At 65.1% G+C, this 20196-nt stretch carries 14 protein-coding genes, 1 tRNA gene and 1 pseudogene; 5 read left to right on the forward strand and 11 right to left on the reverse strand.

Annotated elements, in window-relative coordinates:
- Positions 1 to 56 precede the first annotated feature (56 nt).
- The 3 genes from U5A67_RS35395 to imuA all read right to left on the reverse strand — a co-directional run bounded on the left by U5A67_RS35395 (position 57) and on the right by imuA (position 5938).
- Entirely contained in the window at positions 57 to 3455 is a 3399-nt protein-coding gene (locus U5A67_RS35395) for an error-prone DNA polymerase (protein ID WP_415768085.1), read from the reverse strand.
- An 88-nt stretch (positions 3456 to 3543) separates the two neighbouring features.
- The gene (locus tag U5A67_RS35400) at positions 3544 to 5193 is read right to left on the reverse strand and encodes a DNA polymerase Y family protein (RefSeq protein ID WP_321817939.1); all 1650 of its coding nucleotides are present in this window, start codon (positions 5191 to 5193) and stop codon (positions 3544 to 3546) included.
- On the reverse strand, positions 5096 to 5938 hold the full coding sequence (imuA, locus tag U5A67_RS35405; protein ID WP_321817938.1) for a translesion DNA synthesis-associated protein ImuA: 843 nt from the start codon (positions 5936 to 5938) through the stop codon (positions 5096 to 5098). The genes U5A67_RS35400 and imuA overlap by 98 nt, the downstream gene beginning before the upstream one ends.
- A 315-nt stretch (positions 5939 to 6253) precedes the next feature.
- Here imuA and U5A67_RS35410 point away from each other — a divergent pair.
- The 4 genes from U5A67_RS35410 to U5A67_RS35425 all read left to right on the forward strand — a co-directional run bounded on the left by U5A67_RS35410 (position 6254) and on the right by U5A67_RS35425 (position 9876).
- Positions 6254 to 6330, forward strand: a tRNA-Pro gene (locus tag U5A67_RS35410).
- A gap of 242 nt (positions 6331 to 6572) precedes the next feature.
- Complete coding sequence (locus U5A67_RS35415) at positions 6573 to 8195, forward strand: NAD(P)/FAD-dependent oxidoreductase (RefSeq protein ID WP_321817937.1); 1623 nt, start codon at positions 6573 to 6575, stop codon at positions 8193 to 8195.
- A gap of 115 nt (positions 8196 to 8310) precedes the next feature.
- Positions 8311 to 8790 carry a phosphohistidine phosphatase SixA gene (sixA, locus tag U5A67_RS35420; RefSeq protein ID WP_321817936.1) on the forward strand — a complete coding sequence of 160 codons (480 nt, stop codon included), beginning with the start codon at positions 8311 to 8313 and terminating at the stop codon, positions 8788 to 8790.
- A gap of 282 nt (positions 8791 to 9072) precedes the next feature.
- On the forward strand, positions 9073 to 9876 hold the full coding sequence (locus U5A67_RS35425; protein ID WP_321817935.1) for a GNAT family N-acetyltransferase: 804 nt from the start codon (positions 9073 to 9075) through the stop codon (positions 9874 to 9876).
- Positions 9877 to 9996: 120 nt separating this feature from the next.
- Here the strand turns inward: U5A67_RS35425 and ppx are convergent, their stop codons facing one another.
- A complete protein-coding gene (ppx, locus tag U5A67_RS35430; protein ID WP_415768080.1) occupies positions 9997 to 11586 on the reverse strand; it encodes an exopolyphosphatase in 1590 nt (529 codons plus the stop codon).
- Positions 11587 to 11824: 238 nt separating this feature from the next.
- Here ppx and ppk1 point away from each other — a divergent pair, with 238 nt between their 5' ends.
- A complete protein-coding gene (gene ppk1 / locus U5A67_RS35435; RefSeq protein WP_205986573.1) occupies positions 11825 to 13888 on the forward strand; it encodes a polyphosphate kinase 1 in 2064 nt (687 codons plus the stop codon).
- Positions 13889 to 13998: 110 nt separating this feature from the next.
- Here the strand turns inward: ppk1 and phoR are convergent, their stop codons facing one another.
- The 7 genes and pseudogenes from phoR to U5A67_RS35470 all read right to left on the reverse strand — a co-directional run.
- Positions 13999 to 15312, reverse strand: a complete 1314-nt coding sequence (phoR, locus tag U5A67_RS35440; RefSeq protein ID WP_205986574.1) for a phosphate regulon sensor histidine kinase PhoR — start codon at positions 15310 to 15312, stop codon at positions 13999 to 14001.
- 121 nt (positions 15313 to 15433) lie between these two features.
- Positions 15434 to 16135 carry a phosphate regulon transcriptional regulator PhoB gene (gene phoB, locus U5A67_RS35445; protein ID WP_027817258.1) on the reverse strand — a complete coding sequence of 234 codons (702 nt, stop codon included), beginning with the start codon at positions 16133 to 16135 and terminating at the stop codon, positions 15434 to 15436.
- 124 nt (positions 16136 to 16259) lie between these two features.
- Positions 16260 to 16964 carry a phosphate signaling complex protein PhoU gene (phoU, locus tag U5A67_RS35450; RefSeq protein ID WP_027817259.1) on the reverse strand — a complete coding sequence of 235 codons (705 nt, stop codon included), beginning with the start codon at positions 16962 to 16964 and terminating at the stop codon, positions 16260 to 16262.
- Positions 16965 to 17005: 41 nt separating this feature from the next.
- Entirely contained in the window at positions 17006 to 17842 is an 837-nt protein-coding gene (gene pstB, locus U5A67_RS35455) for a phosphate ABC transporter ATP-binding protein PstB (protein ID WP_027817260.1), read from the reverse strand.
- A gap of 16 nt (positions 17843 to 17858) precedes the next feature.
- The gene (pstA, locus tag U5A67_RS35460) at positions 17859 to 18755 is read right to left on the reverse strand and encodes a phosphate ABC transporter permease PstA (protein WP_205986575.1); all 897 of its coding nucleotides are present in this window, start codon (positions 18753 to 18755) and stop codon (positions 17859 to 17861) included.
- Entirely contained in the window at positions 18752 to 19738 is a 987-nt protein-coding gene (gene pstC, locus U5A67_RS35465; RefSeq protein ID WP_205986576.1) for a phosphate ABC transporter permease PstC, read from the reverse strand. Before pstC ends, pstA begins: the two co-directional genes overlap by 4 nt.
- A gap of 235 nt (positions 19739 to 19973) precedes the next feature.
- Positions 19974 to 20196, reverse strand: a pseudogene (locus tag U5A67_RS35470) (phosphate ABC transporter substrate-binding protein PstS); the annotation flags it as partial.

Consider the following 20196-nt stretch of genomic DNA (forward strand, 5'->3'; position numbering starts at 1 on the left):
AGCGAGTCCGGCGCGGGATTCGCGCGGAAACTCGCGCGGGATTCGCGTTTCCCGCTTCAATGAAAATCGCGACTCTGCGTCGCGAGCCGCCCGAGCAGGCGGCTATGGTCCTCCAGCCGGTTCGCGACCAGATGCACGACCTCGCCCTGGCGCTGCACCACGCCCGCCACCGCCAGCAGCGACGCGCCCAGCAATGCCTTGCGCTGCGTCTCCACCAGCGCCGCATGCACGATCACATTGACCGAACCGGTCTCGTCCTCGAGCGACACGAAGATCGTCCCCTTCGCCGTGCCCGGCCGCTGCCGCACCGTGACGATGCCGCACGCGCGCGCGAGCTTGCCGTGGCCGCACTGCGCCAGTTGCGCCGCGCTGAGAAAACGCTGTTTCGCCAGCCCTTCGCGCAGCAATTCGAGCGGATGCCGATTGAGCGTGAGGCGCAGGCTCGCGTAATCGGCGACGATTTCCGCGCCTTCGGACGCCTGCGGCAAATCGATACGCGCCTCGGCCACCGGCGCATCGCGCAATAACTCCGGCACCGCATGCTGCGCGGTCACGGCCCACCACGCCTCGCGCCGGTGTCCCGCGATGCTTTCGAGCGCGTTGGACGCCGCCAGCGCTTCCAGTTCGCGGCGTGACAGCGCGGCGCGGCGCGCGAGGTCATCGACATCGGCGAACGGCGCCTGCAGGCGCGCAGCCATCACGCGCAGCGCAGCCGCTTCCGGAAAACCCTTGATCAGGCTGAAGCCCAGCCGCACCGCCGGGCCGCCGCTGCCGTACTGCTGCGGCGCCTGAGCCGCCCGCACGCGCGCAATCCGCCGATGCCGCTCCATCAGCGCCTGCAGGCCCGGCACAGCGCCGCACGCCACCGCCGCCTGCAGGCGCGCGTGATAATGCGCCGCCCGGCGGCGGCGCACGCGCGCGGTGTCGTTGTCGAGCCGCACGCCGGGTTTGCCGCGCGCTTCCAGCACGGTTTCCCAGTCGCTCAGCGCGATATCGGGCGCGCGCACCAGCACGCCATGCCGCTTCGCATCCTGCACGAGCTGCGACGGCGAATAGAAACCGAGCGGCTGGCTGTTCAGCAGCCCCGCCAGAAACGCCGCCGGCTCATAGCGCTTGAGCCACGAACTCGTGTACACGAGCAGCGCGAAACTGGCCGCATGGCTTTCCGGAAAACCGTAATCGCCGAAACCTTCGATCTGCGCGCAGATGCGATCGGCGAATTCCTGCGTGTATCCCTTGGCCATCATCCGATCCGTCAGGTCCTGCTGATACGGCTTCAGATTGCCGTCGCGCCGCCACGCGGCCATCGCGCGGCGTAGTTTGTCGGCTTCCTCGCCGGAATAGTCGGCGGCGACCATCGCCAGATGCATCACCTGCTCCTGGAAAATCGGCACGCCGAGCGTGCGCTGCAGCACCGGACGCAATTCGTCCTTCGCGTATTCGACGCGCTCCTCGCCGTGCCGGCGCTTGAGATACGGATGCACCATATCGCCCTGGATCGGGCCGGGCCGCACGATCGCCACCTGAATCACGAGGTCGTAATAAGTGCGCGGACGCAGCCGCGGCAACATGCTCTGCTGCGCGCGCGACTCGATCTGGAACACGCCGACCGTATCCGCGTGGCTGCACATCGCGTAGACGGCCGGGTCTTCGATCGGAATATCCTTCACGCCGAACTGCGGCAGCCCGCGCCGCAGCGCCACGAATTCGAGCGAGCGCCGGATCGCCGACAGCATGCCGAGCGCGAGCACATCGACTTTCAGCAGGCGCAGCGCGTCGATATCGTCCTTGTCCCACTCGATCACGTAGCGGTCCTTCATGGCCGCGTTTTCGATCGGCACGAGCCGCGAAAGCTTGTCGCGCGCGATCACGAAACCGCCCACGTGCTGCGAGAGATGGCGCGGAAAACCGCGCAACTCGCGCGTGAGGCGGATCAGTTGCTGCGTGACGTGCGAATCGGACGAAAAACCGGCTTCCGCCAGGTGATGCGCGATCGAATCCGGGCCGTCCCACCACTGATGCGCGCCCGAGAGTTTTTCGACCAGCGTGTTGTCGAGCCCGAGCGCCTTGCCCACATCGCGCAACGCGCTGCGCGAGCGATAGGTGATGAGCGTGGCCGCGAGCGCGGCGCGCCGCGTGCCGTACTTGCCATAGATGTACTGAATGACTTCTTCGCGGCGCTGATGTTCGAAATCGACGTCGATATCGGGCGGCTCGTTGCGCGCGCGGGACAGAAAACGCGCGACCAGCATGTTCATGCGTACCGGGTCGATTTCGGTGATTTTCAGACAGAAACACACGACCGAATTGGCCGCCGATCCACGGCCCTGACACAGGATTTTCTGCTCGCGCGCGAAGCGCACGATGTCGTGCACGGTGAGGAAATATTTCTCGTACTGCAGTTCGGTGATCAGCGAGAGTTCCTGCTCGATCTGGCTGACGCGTTTCTCGTTCATGCCGTCGGGCCAGCGCTCGGCGGCGCCCTGCATGACGAGCTTGCGCAGCCAGGTCGTGGGCGTCTCGCCTGCGGGCACCAGTTCCTCGGGATATTCGTAGGCCAGTTCGCCCAGCGAAAACGTGCAGCGCCGCGCGACATCCAGCGTCGCCGCCAGCGCCTCGTGCGGATACAGCGCGCTCAGGCGCACGCGCGAGCGCAGATGGCGCTCCGCGTTCGGCTCCAGCGCGCGCCCGCACGATGCCAGCGGCTTGCCGATGCGCACGGCGCTCAGCGTGTCCTGCAAGGGCTTGCGCGAGCGCGCATGCATCAGCACGCCGCCCGCCGCCACGAGCGGCAAACCGCTTTCCTGAGAGACATGGCGCAACACTTCGATCTGCGTATCGTCGCCGCCGGTCTGCCAGAGTTCGAGCGCAAGCCACGCGCGCCCGCTCGCGAAACCCGCCAGCCAGTGCGCGGCGCGCAGCGTTTGCGCAAGCGTCGCCGTGCGCTGCGGCACCAGCAGCAGCACGCAGTCGCGCAGATGGCGCAGATGCGTGAAATCCGGCTCGGGATCGGTGAAATCGGCCGGGTTCACGCGGTACTCGCCTTTGTTCGCGCGCGAACGCGCAAGCGTGATCAGCTCGCAGAGATTGCCGTAACCCTCGCGGTTCATCGCCAATGCGACGAGCGTGCAGAACGGCGCGCCGTCTTCATCGACGAGATTCGTTCGCTGCCGATCAGCAGTTGCAGCGCAGGCACGAAGGGCGTGGCGCGCGTGGCGGCTTCGTGGGCCTTGCGGCGCGCTTCGTCGAAATCGTTGAGCGCGCTCCAGGCGCGCACGACGCCCGCGAGCGAGCATTCGTCGGTGATGGCGAGCGCGCTGTAGCCGTGGCGGATCGCCTGCTCGACCAGCTCGTTCGGGCGCGACGCGCCGCGCAGGAACGTGAAGTTGGTCAGGCAGTGCAGTTCCGCGTACTCGGGCAACCGCGCCGGCGGTGAAGGTTGTGCGGGCAACGATGCGCCCGCTCCGTGGATCGACATGATGCGTTAAAAAATGCGGCGGCCAATATGAGCCAAACCATCGGCCACGTGGTCAGCCGACGTGGTCAGCCAAACAGCCCTTGCAGATACCACTGGCCGCCGATGCGTTCGCGGTAAAGCCAGAACATGCGCCCCTGATCGTCGGCGGCCACGTAGTAGTCGCGCCCGACGCCCTCGCCGTCCCACCAGACCGCTTCGATGCGCTCGGTGCGCGTGAGCGTCTTGAGCGGCCGCCGATACACCGGCCGGTCGTCGCGCGTGGCCAGCTTGAGCGGCTTTTCGAGCAGCCATGCCGGGCGCGGCTGGGCAGGCAGCGGCACCTCGGGCAGATCGAAGGCGCTCTGCACCGGCGCGCTTTCTTCCAGCGCTTCCTGCGCCGCAGCGCGCCCATTCGGCTTATGCGACTTGCCCGGCTTGCGCGACGCCTGGCGACGCGTAGGCGCGCGATACGTGCGCGCCGACATCGCGTGCTCGGGCCGATGATCGTCCTCGACGAACAGCTGCAACACGTTCTGCTCGCCGATGCGCGCGCCGATGCGCTCGAACAGCTGCGCGAGCGACGCATCCGATGCCTCGGGCGACGGGAACAGCGTGTCGGTAGGCGGCGCGTACTCGCTCACCTGATCGGCGACCAGCGCAAGGCCGATCACCGGCGCGATCAGCTCGGTCTGGTTGAGCTTTTCGCGCAGCAGCCACAGCAGATGCGCGGCGTCGCGCGAAGGCGCCGCCCACGTGAGCCGCAGACTCGAGGTGCGCGACGCGTGACGCGACGCCAGTTCGTGCTCCAGACGCAGCTCGAAACCGGACAGCGCGCCATGCTGCGCGGCGAGCCAGCCCGCCAGCTGCATCACGAGGCGGCGTGCGGCGAACAGGAGCGCTTCGGCGCTTTCCACGCGCGCCTGCAATTCGAGCGCGGCCAGAAACGACGGCGGCGCGACGAACCACGCACGCGGATCGGGCGCCTCGCCGCGCGCCTGCGCCAGCCAGGCGAGCACGCCATCGCCGAAACGCCGCACGATGCCGTCGCGCGGCAAACGCCGCAGATCGCCGAGCGTGGCGCAGCCGATCTGCGTGAGCGCGTGTTCGTGCTGCGCGGCGAACGGCGCGAGCGTGACCGGCAGCGCGTCGAGCGCGTGGGCGAGCGTGCTGTCCTTGAGCACGTGGAAGCGTCGCGCGGCGTGCGCACCGGCACACGCATGCGCCTGCGCGAGCGTCCAGGCGCCCCACGCGGTGGGCGCGCAGGCCATGCGCGCGGCGTGACCGCAATCGGCCACGGTGGCCGCGACTCTCGCCAGCAGCGCGCGCACGCCGCCGAACAGCCGCAGCCCGGAGCCGACTTCGAGCAACACCGTATGCGGCTGCCCCGCCGCCTGCGCGAGCGACACCTTCGGCGTATAGGCGAGCAACGCGAGCGCCAGCGCCTCGAACGTGCGCGTCTCGCGCGCCGCATCGGGTTCCAGCAGCACGAGGCCGGGCGCGAGCGCCAGCGCATGCGCGCGCGTGCTGCCGGGCTGCACGCCGAGGCGGAACGCATCGCGATCGGCGATCAGGATGCGCGCGTGATCGGCGAGCGCGTAGCAGCGTTCGGGCTGGGCTGCTTCGCTGCGCGCTGCGCTTTCAGACGACGCGATCGACGCGATCGCCCCGGTCGGCGGAAGCGGCGGCCGCACGGCCTCCAGCGGCAACAACGGCAAGGTGACGGCGATCCACAGCATGATTGACCCCGGGCCATGGCATGGCCGGCGCGGCGCCCGGTTGGGGCAGCACCGACTCCTGCAACGGCAAAGTGACGACGAGTGGCTGGGCGGGCGGCGGCCCGCGACGCTTGAAAATTTCGACGCTGACGCCGGTGAACTGCATCCACTCCCGGCGATTCAGGCGCGTGTCCGCTTCGGGCGGCGGCACCGGCGTGCAGACCATGCGCAGCGGCGCCGGCGACGACTGGTTGCGCGCCGCGGGCGGACGCATCAGAAAAGCCAGCGCCTGCGAATCCTGCGCGGCGACCTGCAGACGACGCAGGGCGTCGGCGCGCGCCTTGGGCTGCCACAGCAGCACCGCGCCGATGCCGTCCTGCTTGAGCGCCTGCTCGGCAGCCCACGGCGCTTCGTCCTCGCTCGCGCGAATCCAGACCAGACGTTCGAGCGCGATGCCCCACGCCTTGAGCGCGCACGCATAGGGCCGCCACGGCGGCGCGACCAGCAGCACGTGGCGCCCGGCCCGCGCCGTGAGCGCGCGCAGCGCGGGCGCCACCAGACGCATTTCGCCGATCCCGCCCTGCTCGACCAGCAACTCGGTCAGACTGCCTGCGGGCCAGCCCGCGCCGGGCAGCAGCGCATCGAGCGCGGCATGGCCGCTGGACACCGTGCGCCCGCTCGCGCAGGCGACCTGGTTGCCCTGCCAGATCCGGCTTTGCAGCCGGGGCGGCAGGTGTGTCGCCGCTAGCTGGAGTGCTGCTGCCATGATCGCGCTCTGGAAAAAGAAAATAGGACGCCCTGCCCGACGCTGGATGGGGCATGACGAGGACGTTTCCGGGACGCATGAGTGAGCGCCGTTATCCTGTATATTTATACAGTATTTGTGACGCTTCCTGGAAGGAGGTTTTTTAGGGACGGTGCAGAGGAAAATCCGCCTTGCCAGCGGTATGCACAGTGGCACATGCACGGCAAATACGCGGCATACGCACGCCACACCAACCCGGCCCGCACAAAAATATCGCCTTGCGATACAAACCCATTTGACGCCGCGGCAATAGTGACGCTACAATCCACGATTCGTCGGAGCGTAGCGCAGCCTGGTAGCGCATCTGATTTGGGATCAGAGGGTCGTAGGTTCGAATCCTATCGCTCCGACCAGCAATACCGAGGGGTTACACGCCATTGGCCTGTAGCCCCTTTCTTTTTCCTGCCCCCCAGGGAAAACAAACCCAACATCAACTGCGGTCGCTCGACCGGGTTCGCCAGCGCTCACCCCGCACGCCGGCTCCGTCAAACAAGCGCTCGCGTTTCGTCCTGCGGCTCCTTTGCATTGGCAAAGCCGCCGAACTTATAAAATACAGATCGGCCACGAATCCCGTGGCGACCGCACCCTGGCACTCATGTTACGTCTATCCGAAGTCAAACTCCCTCTCGACCACGCCGAAAGCGAACTTGAAGCCGCGATTCGGGAGCGCCTCGCGGATCTCGGCGTTCCGGCGGACGGCCTCGTCAGCTTCACCGTGTTCCGCCGCGCGCACGATGCGCGCAAGCGTTCGGACATCAAGCTGACCTACATCGTCGATATCGAGGTCAAGGACGAAGCGAAGGTGCTCAAGCGGGTCGCCGGCAAGCCGCATGTCGGCCCGACGCCGGACATGACCTACCGCTTCGTGGCGAAGGCGCCCGAGCATTCGACGCGTGAGCGTCCGGTGGTGATCGGCATGGGGCCGTGCGGTCTGTTCGCCGGGCTGATCCTCGCGCAGATGGGCTTTCGTCCGATCATCCTCGAACGCGGCAAGGCCGTGCGCGAGCGCACCAAGGACACCTTCGGCCTGTGGCGCAAGTCGGTGCTGAACCCGGAGTCGAACGTGCAGTTCGGCGAAGGCGGCGCCGGCACGTTCTCCGACGGCAAGCTGTACAGCCAGATCAAGGACCCGCACCACTACGGCCGCAAGGTGCTGGAGGAGTTCGTCAAGGCGGGCGCGCCGGAAGACATCCTGTACCTGAGCCGTCCGCACATCGGCACGTTCCGCCTCGTCAGCATGGTGGAAAAGATGCGCGCGACCATCCACGAACTGGGCGGCGAAGTGCGTTTCGAAACCCGTGTCGAAGACATCGATATCGAAAACGGCAAGGTGCGCGCGCTCAAGCTCTCGAATGGCGAGACGCTGCCGTGCGACCACGTCGTACTGGCCGTCGGCCACAGCGCGCGCGACACCTTCCAGATGCTGCACGATCGCGGCGTCTTCATGGAAGCCAAGCCGTTCTCGCTGGGTTTCCGTATCGAGCATCCGCAGGGCGTGATCGATCGCAGCCGCTTCGGCAAGTTTGCGGGCCACAAGGAACTGGGCGCGGCCGACTACAAGGTCGTCCACCACGCCAATAACGGCCGCGCGGTCTACAGCTTCTGCATGTGCCCGGGCGGCACGGTGGTGGCGGCGACGTCCGAACCGGGCCGCGTGGTCACCAACGGCATGAGCCAGTATTCGCGCGCCGAGCGTAACGCCAACGCGGGCATCGTCGTCGGCATCACGCCGGAGGATTATCCGGGCGGTCCGCTCGCGGGCATCGCGTTCCAGCGCAAGTGGGAAGAGCGCGCGTTCGAGCTCGGCGGCAGCAATTACCAGGCGCCGGGCCAGCTGGTGGGCGACTTCATCGCCGGGCGGCCGTCGACGTCGCTGGGTTCGGTGGTGCCGTCGTACAAGCCGGGCGTGACGCCGACCGATCTGAGCACGGCGCTGCCCGACTACGTGATCGAAGCGATCCGCGAAGCGCTGCCGCAGCTCGATCGCAAGATCGCCGGCTTCGCGATGCACGATGCGGTGCTCACGGGCGTGGAAACGCGTACTTCGTCGCCGCTGCGCATTCGCCGCAAGGACGACTATCAGAGCATGAACGTCGAAGGTCTGTATCCGGCCGGCGAAGGCGCGGGCTACGCGGGCGGCATCTATTCGGCGGCCATCGACGGCATCGAAGTGGCGCAGGCCGTCGCGCTCAGCATGACGGCGGGCAACGCGTCCTGATCCGGGTCGTGCGCTCAGGCGCGAGCGCGGCCAGACCGTGCGCGCCTGACGTCATCCTGCCCTGGCCTCGCCACTACAATGGCGGCATTCCGCCATCCCCCCAGGAGAGCCGCCCATGAACCTCATCCTCTGGCGCCACGCCGAAGCCGAAGAAATCGCCGCCAGCGACCTCGCCCGCCCGCTCACCACGCATGGGCGCAAGCAGGCGCAGAGCGTCGCGCGCTGGCTGCGCACGCGCCTGCCCGAGGACGCTTTGATCCTCGCGAGTCCGGCCGCGCGCACGATGCAGACCGCCGAGGCGCTCACCGACCAGTACCGCGTAGTGCGCGAACTTGCCCCCAATGCCAGCGTGGAAGCCGTGCTGGAGGCCGCTGGCTGGCCTGAGGGCCTCGCCTCGACCGTCGTGGTGGTCGGCCATCAGCCGACGCTTGGCGAGGTGCTGGCGCGCCTGCTCGGCAACGAAGTCAGCGAAAGCGGCGCCATCCGCCGCAGTTGGGCCGTGAAGAAGTCCGGCGTCTACTGGGTCAAGAGCCGCGAGCGCAACGGCGATGGCGAAGCGGTCCTGCTCGCCGCCATCACGCCCGATCTGGTCTGAAGCGCATCTGCCGCGCTCAGGCGCCTTGCAACCCCCGGCGTCGCGCCGATCCAACAACCTACCCATCCCGCATCCTGCGCGCCGTCTTACTGCGGCGCCCTGACCTTTCCCCTCAAAGCCGTGTGCGGCCCCGCACAGACGGCTCCGCGCGGGCTTGCGCCACCGCTGCATTGCCTTCGGCTTACAGCCCGTCATCGAATCGTCATTGCGTTTTCATGGAACCGTAACCGCGTCTTACTACATTGCCGGGAAAGTTCTCTTACTTCTCGAACAGGACGCCCCATGCGAGATCTGCCGACGCCCTCCCTGCCGTTTGCCTCGAGCCTCTTCGAGTCGAATCGGAGCCTGCCGCGTGCCGAAGAGACGGTCACCGCGCAGCACCGCTTGCAGGTAGCCTGGGCGCGCACGGACGAAGAACTGCGCGAGGCCCAGCGCCTGCGCTACCGCGTGTTCGCCGAAGAAATGGGCGCACGTCTGTCCGGCCCGGCTGGCCTTGACGTCGATACCTTCGACAATTACTGCGATCACCTGCTCGTCCGCGACCTCGACACGCTCAAGGTCGTCGGCACCTATCGCGTGCTGCCGCCGCACCAGGCCACGCGCATCGGCCGCCTGTACGCCGAAAGCGAATTCGACGTCTCGCGTCTCGCGCACCTGCGCCCGAAGATGGTCGAAGTGGGCCGCTCGTGCGTGCACCCCGACTACCGCAGCGGCTCCGTCATCATGTCGCTGTGGGGCGGTCTGGGCTCGTACATGAAGCACAACGGCTACGAGACGATGCTCGGCTGCGCGAGCGTCGCGATGGTCGACGGCGGTCACTATGCGGCGAATCTGTACGTCTCGATGGGCGCGGACGCGCTGACGGACCCGGAATACCGCGCCTTCCCGCACACGCCGCTGCCGGTCGAAGAACTGCGCACCGGCGCGTCGGCCGTGCCGCCGCCGCTGATCAAGGGTTATCTGCGCCTGGGCGCGAAGATCTGCGGCGCACCGGCCTGGGACCCCGACTTCAATACCGCCGACTTCCTCACGCTGTTCCGCCTGTCGGACATCAACGAGCGTTACGCGCGCCACTTCCTCGGTTAAGCGCGGCGCGCCGAAACCGCGCCTAGAAACACAAAGCCCGGCTTGAAGCCGGGCTTTGTCGTTTTCAGCGATCCGCGGGAGAAACCCGGCGCGCGGCCGGGCTCGTCGATTCGAACACGATCACTCGTCCGTATACACCACACGATACGGAATGCCGATCTTGCCCCACTCCGCCGCTTCCTGAACGAGGTTGTAATCGGTGAGCGGATTGTTCTGCACCCACGCGTTTGGCAACATCACTTCGTAGCCGTTGTGCTCCTGCACCACGGTGATCTTCGGCAAACCGACATCGGCGCGACGGCGGCTCAGCAGCGCCGCCAGACGCAGACAGAACAGCAGCGGCCATTCGACGTCGCGCGTCTGCGAGAGCTTGCCGAGCTTGCCCACGTGGCCGAGCACCAGCGCCGCCAGACGCGCCTGATCGGTGCGCGAGAAGCCCGGCATATCGGCGTTGCTGGCGATATAGGCCGAATGCTTGTGATACGCGCTATGCGAAATCGACAAACCGATCTCGTGCAGCGACGCCGCCCAGTTCAGGAACATGCGGTTTTCTTCGCGGCGCTCTTCGTCGGCTTCCTCGAACTGGTCGTAGAAACTCGTCGCCAGTTCGCCGATACGGCTCGCCTGCGCGCGATCCACGCCGTAGCGGCGCATGAAGCCCTCCACCGTGACCGTGCGCATGTCTTCGTGCTGCGAGCGGCCCAGCAGGTCGTACAGCACGCCCAGACGCAGCGCGCCGTCGGTGGTATCGACGTAGTCGATGCCCAGTTCCTCGAACACCGCGATCATGATCGACAGCCCGCCCGCCAGCACCGGAATGCGGTCCGGCTTGAGCGCGACGAGCTTCAGGCGGTTGACGTTCTCGGCCTTGATGAGCGCGCGCTTGAGGCGCTCGAGGCCGCCGCGCGAAATACCGTGCGTAATGCCCGGATCGTTGAAACCGTTCGCTTCGACCAGTTCGGCCAGCGCCCGCGCCGTACCCGACGAGCCGATCGCCTGATCCCAGCCGGTCTTGCGGTAATCGGCCGAGATGATCTGGATTTCGCGCGACGCGGCCAGTTCGGCCTGGCGCATGGTGTATTCGTCGACGTTGCCGGCCGGGAAGAACTGCCGGCTATGGCTCACGCAGCCGATATACAGGCTTTCCATGCGGATCGGCGTGTAGTGCGAACCGATGATGAATTCCGTCGAGCCGCCGCCGATGTCCACCACGAAGCGCTTGCCCGCGCTCGCCGGGACCGAGTGCGCGGCGCCCGCGTAGATCAGGCGCGCTTCTTCGCGCCCGGCGATCACTTCGATCGGGAAGCCGAGCGCCTTTTCGGCTTCGACAAGGAATTCGCGCGCGTTCTTGGCGACGCGCAGCGTGTTGGTGGCGACGGCGCGCACGTGATCCGGGTGGAAGTCGCGCAGGCGTTCGCCAAAGCGTTTGAGCGCGTCCCAGCCGCGCACCTGCGAGGCGCGGTCGAGCATCTTGTCCTTCGACAGACCCGCGGCAAGCCGCACGGGTTCGCGCAAGGCATCGACGGGATAGATCTGGCTGCCGGCGTCGGTTTCCTCGACCCGGCCGACGATCAGACGAAAGCTGTTCGAACCGAGATCGACGGCGGCAAGCAGTTGCGGATTGGTGACCATCGAGGGGGCGGGCTCCATGCGTGCGAACGCAGCCATTCTCGCTCGCTGAGCGGCGGCCGCATTGTCCAAATATGCCATTTTAAGCGTACCCGACTTCCCCATGGCGCTCCTCGCTCAGGTAATCGTCAGCAGACGGCAAGGAACGCCCTTTTTGGACGCCTTGACCCACTGTGCATCATTACTTTCCAGAGTGTCGGGAGCGTGAATTTGCAGCGTAAAATTTATGACACACCCAATGTCACAATAAAGTCACATTACTGTGAGAATTTCCGAGCGTCCGTTCGAATCATCCCCTGAAATTCCGCTTTCAATACCAATGTCCATCCGCTATCCACTCCTTAACCGCGAACTGGGCATTCTGGGATTCAACGAGCGTGTGCTCGCACAGGCCGCCGACCCATCCGTTCCCTTGCTGGAGCGCTTGCGCTTCATCTGTATCACCAGCAGCAACCTCGACGAATTCTTCGAAGTCCGCATGGCCGGGCTTCAGGAACAGATGCGCGACAACCCCGGCGCGCTCTCGCCCGACGGCATGTCGCTGCAACACGTGTACGACCTCGTGGTCGAGCGCGCGCAGCGTCTCGTGCATCGCCAGTACCGCATGCTGCACGACACCGTGCTGCCGGCGCTCGAACTCGAAGGCATCTACTTTCACGGCACCGACGCCTGGAACGAAGCGCAGACCGCCTGGGCGCGCAAGTACTTCCTCGACGAACTGCTGCCCGTGCTCACGCCGATCGGCCTCGATCCCGCCCACCCGTTCCCGCGCGTGCTCAACAAGAGCCTGAACTTCGTGGTCGAACTCGAAGGCAAGGATGCCTTCGGGCGTCAGGCCGTGATGGGTATCGTGCAGGCGCCGCGCGCGCTGCCGCGCCTCGTGCGCATGCCGCAGGAACTGTCGGGTTTCCAGCATGGCTTCGTGCTGCTCGGCTCGCTGCTGCAGCGCTTCGTGGGCGAACTGTTCCCGAGCCTCGTGGTGCGTAGCTGCAACCAGTTCCGCATCACGCGTAACAGCGAACTGTTCGTCGACGAAGACGAAATCACCAATCTGCGCGTGGCGCTGCAGGGCGAATTGCCCGCGCGCCATCTGGGCAATGCGGTGCGTCTGGAAGTGTCGGCGGAAACGCCGGTGCATCTGGTGCGCCGTCTGCTCGACGAAAGCGGACTCGACGAAAAGGACTGCTATTACGTCGATGGCCCCGTCAATCTCGTGCGCCTGATGCAGTTGCCCGAGATGGTCGATCGTCCCGACCTGAAGTTCGTGCCGCACGTGCCTGCGATTCCGCAGCGTATCGCCGCGAGCGGCAATATGTTCGACGTGATCGATCAGGGCGATGTGCTGCTCCATCATCCGTACGAGAGCTTCCAGCCGGTGCTGGAACTGCTGCTGCAGGCCGCCAACGATCCGAACGTGGTCGCCATCAAGCAGACCATCTACCGCACCGGCACCGACTCGCCGCTGATGGACGCGCTCATGCAGGCCGCGCGCAACGGTAAGGAAGTCACGGTGGTGGTCGAACTGCTCGCGCGCTTCGACGAAGAAACCAACATCAACTGGGCCTCGCAGCTCGAAGCCGTGGGCGCGCATGTGGTCTATGGCGTGGTCGGCCACAAGTGCCACGCCAAGATGATGCTGATCGTGCGCCGCACGCCCGTGAACGGCCGCATGCAGTTGCGCCGCTATGTTCACCTGGGCACCGGCAACTATCATCCGCGCACCGCACGTCTGTACACCGATTTCGGCCTGATGACGTCCGAACCCAAAACCTGCGAGGACGTGCATCACGTGTTCCAGCAGCTCACGGGTATCGGCGGCGAACTGCAGTTGCACGAACTGTGGCAGTCGCCGTTCACGCTGCATCCGAAGCTCGTCGAGGCGATTCGCGCCGAAGCTCAGGCCGCGCGCGAAGGCAAGAAAGCGCGCATCGTCGCGAAGATGAATGCGCTGCTCGAACCGACGGTGATTGACGAGTTGTACGAAGCATCGCAGGCCGGCGTGAAGATCGATCTGATCATCCGCGGCGTGTGCTCGCTGCAGCCGGGCGTGCCGGGGCTCTCGGAGAACATCACGGTGCGCTCGATCGTCGGGCGCTTCCTCGAGCACCATCGCATCTATTACTTCTATGCGGGCGGCGCGGAAAACGTCTATCTGTCGAGCGCCGACTGGATGGATCGCAATCTGTTCCGCCGCGTCGAAGTCGCGTTCCCGATTCACGATCGACGTCTGAAGCGCCGCGTGATCGCCGAAGGTCTGTCGTGTTTCCTCGGCGACAATCAATCGGCGTGGCTCATGCAAAGCGACGGCCACTACAAGCGCCGCCGCGCGGGCAAAGCCATCCGCAATGCGCAGATGAGCCTGCTGGCGAAGTTCTGTCCGTAACGCTGTCTTGCGCCGGTGTTTAAGGCGCAAGATGCAAAAAAGCCGCTTCGGTCTGGATGACGAAGCGGCTTTTTCTTCTTCTGCTATCCGGCGGAATTCAGCGATTCACCTCAAACCGGCGCAGGCTGACGCCGCGTCGTGCGCGCGGCCGGAAAGCGCACGGTGAAGGTACTACCCCGCCCTTCCTCGCTCTTCACTTCGAGCGCGGCATCGTGGCGTTGCAGCACGTGCTTGACGATCGCAAGCCCCAGCCCCGTGCCGCCGGTATCGCGCGAACGGCTGCGATCGACGCGATAAAAACGCTCGGTGAGACGCGGAATATCGCTCGCGGGAATGCCGTAGCCGCTATCCGTCACCGAGAACACCGCGTTGCCGCCTTCAAGACGCCACGACAGTTGCACGGTGCCGCCTTCCGGCGTGTAGCGCACCGCATTGGTGGCGAGATTGCCCAGCGCGCTGAGCACTTCGGTTTCCGAACCGGTCACGCTCAAGCCATCATCGAAATCGGCATTGATACGGTGATGGCCGCCCGAGAGACTTTCCGCGTCCTCGCGCACGTGGCCGAGCACCGCACGCATGTCGATGATCTGGTCGCCCGGCAGACGCGCTTCGCCTTCGAGTTTGGCGAGCACCAGCAGATCGGTCACGATATGGCGCATGCGCGACGCCTGCTGCTCCATCAGATCGAAGTAGCGCATGCGCTCTTCTTCGGATAGCGGCAACTCGCGCATCGTCTCCAGGAAGCCCGAGAGCACCGTGAGCGGCGTCTTCAGTTCGTGCGAGACATTGGCGACGAAGTCGCGCCGCATGGCGTCCGTGCGCTCGAGTTCGGTGATGTCCTGCGAGAGCACCAGCTTGCGGTTATCGCCGTACGGAAACACCTGCACCGACAGCACGTTCTGCCGCTTCGTCCCCATGCCACGCATGATCAGCATGTCCTTGTAGTCGTGCGAATTCAGATAGCGCACGAAGTCGGGCTGGCGAACGAGATGGGTGATGTGCTGGCGCAGATCGCGTTTGGCGTCGAGGCCGAAGTGGACTTCGGAGATGGCGTTGCACCACTCGATCTGATCGTGATCGTCGAGCATGGCCACGCCGTTGGGCGACGCCTGGATTGCCTGGATGAAACGCGAATGCTGCTGCTCGACCTGGCGGACCTGGGCGTGCCAGCGCTTCGCGAGCTTGTGCAGGCGGTAGTAGATTTCCCCCCACACGCCCGGCGCGCTCGGCACTTCGCCGTACACGGGAGCATCGAGCAGACGCCAGAGGCGCTGCTTGTGGAAGGTGCTGAAAACCATTTGGCCGACCAGCGCCACCACGGCGAGGGCCAGTCCGTACTTGACGCCGACAATCGCGCCAACGCCCGTGCAGACGAGCGCAAGCAGCACGATCGATACGAGGGCGCGCGCCCAGATGATGTTCATGTTCCTGCGATCGAAGAGAGTGACTGTCCGTACCGGGGCGCTGCGGATTCGGAGCACCGGCGCCGCACGCAATGCGACGCCGGTGTGTGACTGCGGCTGATCAGCCTGGCGCAGAAGCGCGTTATGCGCTCTTCGCGAGACGGTAGCCGCTGCCGCGCACCGTTTCGATCATAGCATCGCACCCTGCCGGCTTGAGCGCGGCGCGCAGGCGCTTGATATGCACGTCCACGGTGCGTTCTTCCACGAACACGTGATCGCCCCAGACCTGATCGAGCAGTTGCGTGCGGCTGTGCACGCGCTCCGGGTGCGTCATGAAGAAGTGCAGCAGGCGGAACTCGGTCGGGCCGAGATCGAGCTTGATCTCCGAGCCTTCCGCGTGAGCCGCCACGCGATGCGTCGCCGGATCGAGCTTCAGGCCGTTGATCGCCACCACGTCTTCCGTGAGCTGCGGTGCACGGCGGCGCAGGACCGCCTTGATGCGCGCCATCAGTTCCTTCGGCGAGAACGGCTTGGTGACATAGTCGTCGGCACCGATTTCGAGGCCGAGCACCTTGTCCTGTTCGTCGCCGCGCGCGGTCAACATGATGATCGGAATATGCTTCGTGCGCTCGTTGTTGCGCAGGTCGCGCGCGAAATTCACGCCCGACTTGCCCGGCAGCATCCAGTCGAGCAGGATGAGATCGGGCAGCACGTCGCTGATCAGATTCTGCGCCTGCTCCGCGTTGTAGGCGCGGATCGGGCAATGACCTGCGTGCTGCAGGTTCACCGAAATCAGCTCGGAAATAGCGGGCTCATCTTCGATGACGAGAATGCTGCTAGGCATCGGCACCTCTTGACCTTAAGACCAGTTGATACGAATAACGAAAGTGACATGGGCGGTATCGATTTCAGAACTCGACGTTTGAAATGCGCCCTCAAGGCGCATTCCGGACCGCCCGCTGGACAACTTAGCTCAGCGCTTCGCGTTCGAGCGCGTCGCGCGACTTGTGCCGCACGTCGGTGCCCTTGACGATGTAGATGATGAATTCGGCGATGTTCTTCGCGTGGTCGCCGATGCGCTCGATCGCCTTGGCGATGAACAGATAGTCGAGGCCCGCCGAAATCGTGCGCGGATCTTCCATCATGTAGCTCACCAGCTTGCGCACGAACGCGCGGAATTCCTCGTCGATGGCCTTGTCGTCGCGCACGATCTGCGCGGCGGCCACCGTGTCCAGACGCGCGAACGCATCCAGTGCACGGCGCAGGATCGACACGGCCATTTCGCCCGAGACCTTGATCTCGGCGATATTGACCGCGCGCGAGTTGCCGTCTTCCATCAGGCGTTTGGTGCGCTTGGCGATCTTTTCGGCTTCGTCGCCGGCGCGTTCCAGATTCGTGATGGTCTTCGAAATCGCGAGCACGAGGCGCAGGTCGCGTGCCGCCGGCTGGCGACGCGCGATGATGTTGCTGCACTCTTCGTCGATCTCGACTTCCATCGTGTTCAGACGCTCTTCGGCGGCGATCACGCGCTCGGCGGCTTCGCCGTCGAACTCGTTCAGGGCCTGCATCGCCGTGATGATCTGCGATTCCACGAGGCCGCCCATTTCCAGAACCTTCGACGAAACGAGGTTCAGGTCGGCGTCGAACTGGCTGGACAGATGCTTGTCGGACATGTGTTTTCTCCCTTCTTCCGCTTGATGTGCTACCAGACGGATCAGCCGAAGCGGCCCGTGATGTAGTCTTCCGTTTCCTTGCGGACCGGCTTGATGAAGATCTTCTCGGTATCGCCGAATTCAATCAGCTCGCCGAGATACATGTACGCAGTGTAGTCCGAGCAACGCGCGGCCTGTTGCATGTTGTGGGTGACGATCACCACCGTGTAATCGCTCTTGAGTTCGGCGATCAGCTCTTCGATACGGCCCGTCGAAATCGGGTCGAGCGCCGAGCACGGTTCGTCGAGCAGCAGCACTTCCGGACGGATCGCGATACCGCGTGCGATACACAGACGCTGTTGCTGACCGCCCGAGAGGCCGTAGCCGCTCTGGCCGAGCTTGTCCTTCACTTCGTTCCACAGCGCGGCCTTGGTGAGCGCCCATTCGACGCGGTCGTCCATTTCCGGGCGCGACAGCTTTTCGAACATCTTCACGCCGAACGCGATGTTGTCGTAGATCGACATCGGGAACGGGGTCGGCTTCTGGAACACCATGCCGATGCGCGCGCGCAAAAGCGAGATGTCACGCTTCGTCGTGAGCAGGTTCTCGCCTTCCATCAGGATCTCGCCTTCGGCGCGTTGTTCCGGATAGAGCGCGTACATCTTGTTGAACGTGCGCAGCAGCGTGGACTTGCCGCAGCCCGACGGGCCGATGAACGCCGTCACCTTGCCTTCGGGAATCTGCAGGTTGATGTTCTTGAGCGCGTGGTACTTGCCGTAGAAGAAGTTGAGATCCTTGACCTCGATCTTCGGACGCGACGACATCGCACCACGGTTGCCCTGGGCGGGGTCGAAGCCGGACGGCGCGGTAGTGTTGAGGTGACTCTCTGCCATATTCATCGGATGGACTCCGCCCTTACTTTTTCGAAAAGATGGTACGTGCAAGGATATTCAGACCCAGCACGCCCAACGTGATCAGGAAAACACCGGCCCACGCAAGCGATTGCCACTGCGAGAACGGGCTCATCGCAAACTTGTAGATCGTGACCGGAAGGTTCGCCATCGGCTGATTCATGTCGGCCGAGAAGAACTGGTTCGACAGCGCCGTGAACAGCAGCGGCGCGGTTTCGCCGGCGATACGGGCGATCGCGAGCAGCACGCCCGTCACGATGCCCGCGATCGACGCCTTCAGCGTGATCGACAGCACCATCTTCCACTTCGGCGTGCCCAGTGCGAAGGCCGCTTCGCGCAGCGCGTTCGGCACCAGCTTGAGCATGTTCTCGGTCGTGCGGATCACGATGGGAATCTGCAGCAGCGCCAGCGAAATCGCACCGGCCCAGCCGCTGAAGTGACCCATCTTGGCCACCACGAGCGCGTAGACGAACAGACCCACGACGATCGACGGCGCCGACAGCAGAATGTCGTTGATGAAGCGCGTCACGCTCGCGAGCCAGCCCTTCTGGCCGTACTCGGCGAGATACACGCCCGCCAGAATGCCGATCGGCGTGCCGACGGCCGTGGCGATACCGACCAGCAGCAGGCTGCCGACGATCGCGTTGGCCAGACCGCCGCCATCGGTGTTCGGCGGCGGCGTCGACTGCGTGAAGAGCTCGACCGACAGACCGCCAAGGCCCAGCGAGAGCGTCGTATAGAGAATCCACACGAGCCACAGCAGGCCGAAAGCCATCGCGGCGAGCGACATCGTCAGCGCAATCGCGTTGGTCACGCGGCGGCGGCTTTGCAGCTTGCCGCGCATCTTGTCCAGCTCGGAGCCGTAGATCGCTCCGGGAATTTTCAGCATCGGCTCGCTCATCGCGCACCCTCCGACTTTTCAAGGCGCAGCAGCATGATCTTGGAGATGGCCAGCACGATGAAGGTAATCACGAACAGGATCAGGCCGAGCTCCATGAGCGCCGACGTGTGCAGGCCCGGGCCCGCTTCGGCGAACTCGTTGGCGAGCGCCGACGTAATGCTGTTGCCCGGCGAGAACAGCGAGACGTTGTCCAGCAGGTTCGTATTGCCGATCACGAAAGTCACGGCCATCGTTTCGCCGAGCGCGCGGCCAAGGCCGAGCATCACGCCGCCGATCACACCGGTCTTGGTGAAAGGCAGCACGATCTTCCACATCACTTCCCAGGTCGTGCAGCCGATGCCATAAGCCGATTCCTTCAGCAGTACCGGCGTGACTTCGAACACGTCGCGCATGACCGAGGCGATGTACGGAATGATCATGATCGCGAGGATGACGCCCGCGCACAGGATGCCGATACCGATCGGCGGGCCCTGGAACAGCGGTCCGATCAGCCACACGTCGCCGAGCAGATGGCCAAGCGGGCGCTGGAAGTATTGCGCGAAGATCGGCGCGAACACGAGCAGGCCCCACATGCCGTAGACGATCGACGGGATCGCGGCCAGCAGTTCGATGGCGATACCCAGCGGGCGGCGCAGCCACGCGGGCGAGAGTTCAGTCAGGAACAGCGCGATGCCGAAGCTCACCGGCACAGCGATAACGAGCGCGATGATCGACGTGGCGATGGTGCCGTAGATGGGCACGAGCGCGCCGAACTGGTCGCTGGGAGGATCCCATTCGGCCGTCCACAGGAACGAGAGGCCGAACTTCTGGATCGTCGGCATCGAAGCGACGATCAGCGACACGATGATGCCGCCGAGCAGCAGCAACGTGACGATGGCGGCGCCGCGCGCGAGGCCGCCGAAAATGATGTCCCCTGCCGGGCTGGGCGCCTGTTGTTGCGCGTTGCCGCCGGGCGGGTTCGAGACGAGCGGGACGTCGGACATGATGACCTGTATCCAGTTGCCGCGAGCAAGGCTCACGACGTTGATGCGGTTCTGAAACCGCCTGCCGCCCCGGCGCGGTCATGCGACCGGCTGAAGGCCCGAGGGCGGTACATCGTAGCGGGTGATTTACGACTGTTTTGCAACCTGATTACGGATGCATAACGCATAAGCAGGAAGCAGTACGGGCCGCACGCGGATTTCGCGGCGGCCCGTTGCGCTACACGGTCAAACCGCCTTATTCGGCGATAGCCTTGCCGCTAGCGTCCTTGACCTTTTCCTTCCACTGCGTCTTGATTTCGCTCACAACCGATTGCGGCAGCGAGATGTAATCGAGGCTGTCAGCAGCCGGCGTGCCGTTCTTGAAGGCCCAGTCGAAGAACTTGAGCGTTTCCTTGCCTTGGTCCGGCTTGTCCTGTGCCGTGTGCAGCAGCACGAACGTGGCGCCAACGACCGGCCAT

Source organism: Paraburkholderia sp. J69-1 (assembly GCF_905220255.1).
Classification (GTDB): domain Bacteria; phylum Pseudomonadota; class Gammaproteobacteria; order Burkholderiales; family Burkholderiaceae; genus Paraburkholderia.

Coding starts and splice junctions, on each gene's coding strand:
- U5A67_RS35400 (WP_321817939.1), bottom strand. CDS start 5,193: ATGCTGTGGATCGCCGTCACCTTGCCGTTGTTGCCGCTGGAGGCCGTG.
- imuA (WP_321817938.1), bottom strand. CDS start 5,938: ATGGCAGCAGCACTCCAGCTAGCGGCGACACACCTGCCGCCCCGGCTG.
- U5A67_RS35415 (WP_321817937.1), top strand. CDS start 6,573: ATGTTACGTCTATCCGAAGTCAAACTCCCTCTCGACCACGCCGAAAGC.
- sixA (WP_321817936.1), top strand. CDS start 8,311: ATGAACCTCATCCTCTGGCGCCACGCCGAAGCCGAAGAAATCGCCGCC.
- U5A67_RS35425 (WP_321817935.1), top strand. CDS start 9,073: ATGCGAGATCTGCCGACGCCCTCCCTGCCGTTTGCCTCGAGCCTCTTC.
- ppx (WP_415768080.1), bottom strand. CDS start 11,586: ATGGCATATTTGGACAATGCGGCCGCCGCTCAGCGAGCGAGAATGGCT.
- ppk1 (WP_205986573.1), top strand. CDS start 11,825: ATGTCCATCCGCTATCCACTCCTTAACCGCGAACTGGGCATTCTGGGA.
- phoR (WP_205986574.1), bottom strand. CDS start 15,312: ATGAACATCATCTGGGCGCGCGCCCTCGTATCGATCGTGCTGCTTGCG.
- phoB (WP_027817258.1), bottom strand. CDS start 16,135: ATGCCTAGCAGCATTCTCGTCATCGAAGATGAGCCCGCTATTTCCGAG.
- phoU (WP_027817259.1), bottom strand. CDS start 16,964: ATGTCCGACAAGCATCTGTCCAGCCAGTTCGACGCCGACCTGAACCTC.
- pstB (WP_027817260.1), bottom strand. CDS start 17,842: ATGAATATGGCAGAGAGTCACCTCAACACTACCGCGCCGTCCGGCTTC.
- pstA (WP_205986575.1), bottom strand. CDS start 18,755: ATGAGCGAGCCGATGCTGAAAATTCCCGGAGCGATCTACGGCTCCGAG.
- pstC (WP_205986576.1), bottom strand. CDS start 19,738: ATGTCCGACGTCCCGCTCGTCTCGAACCCGCCCGGCGGCAACGCGCAA.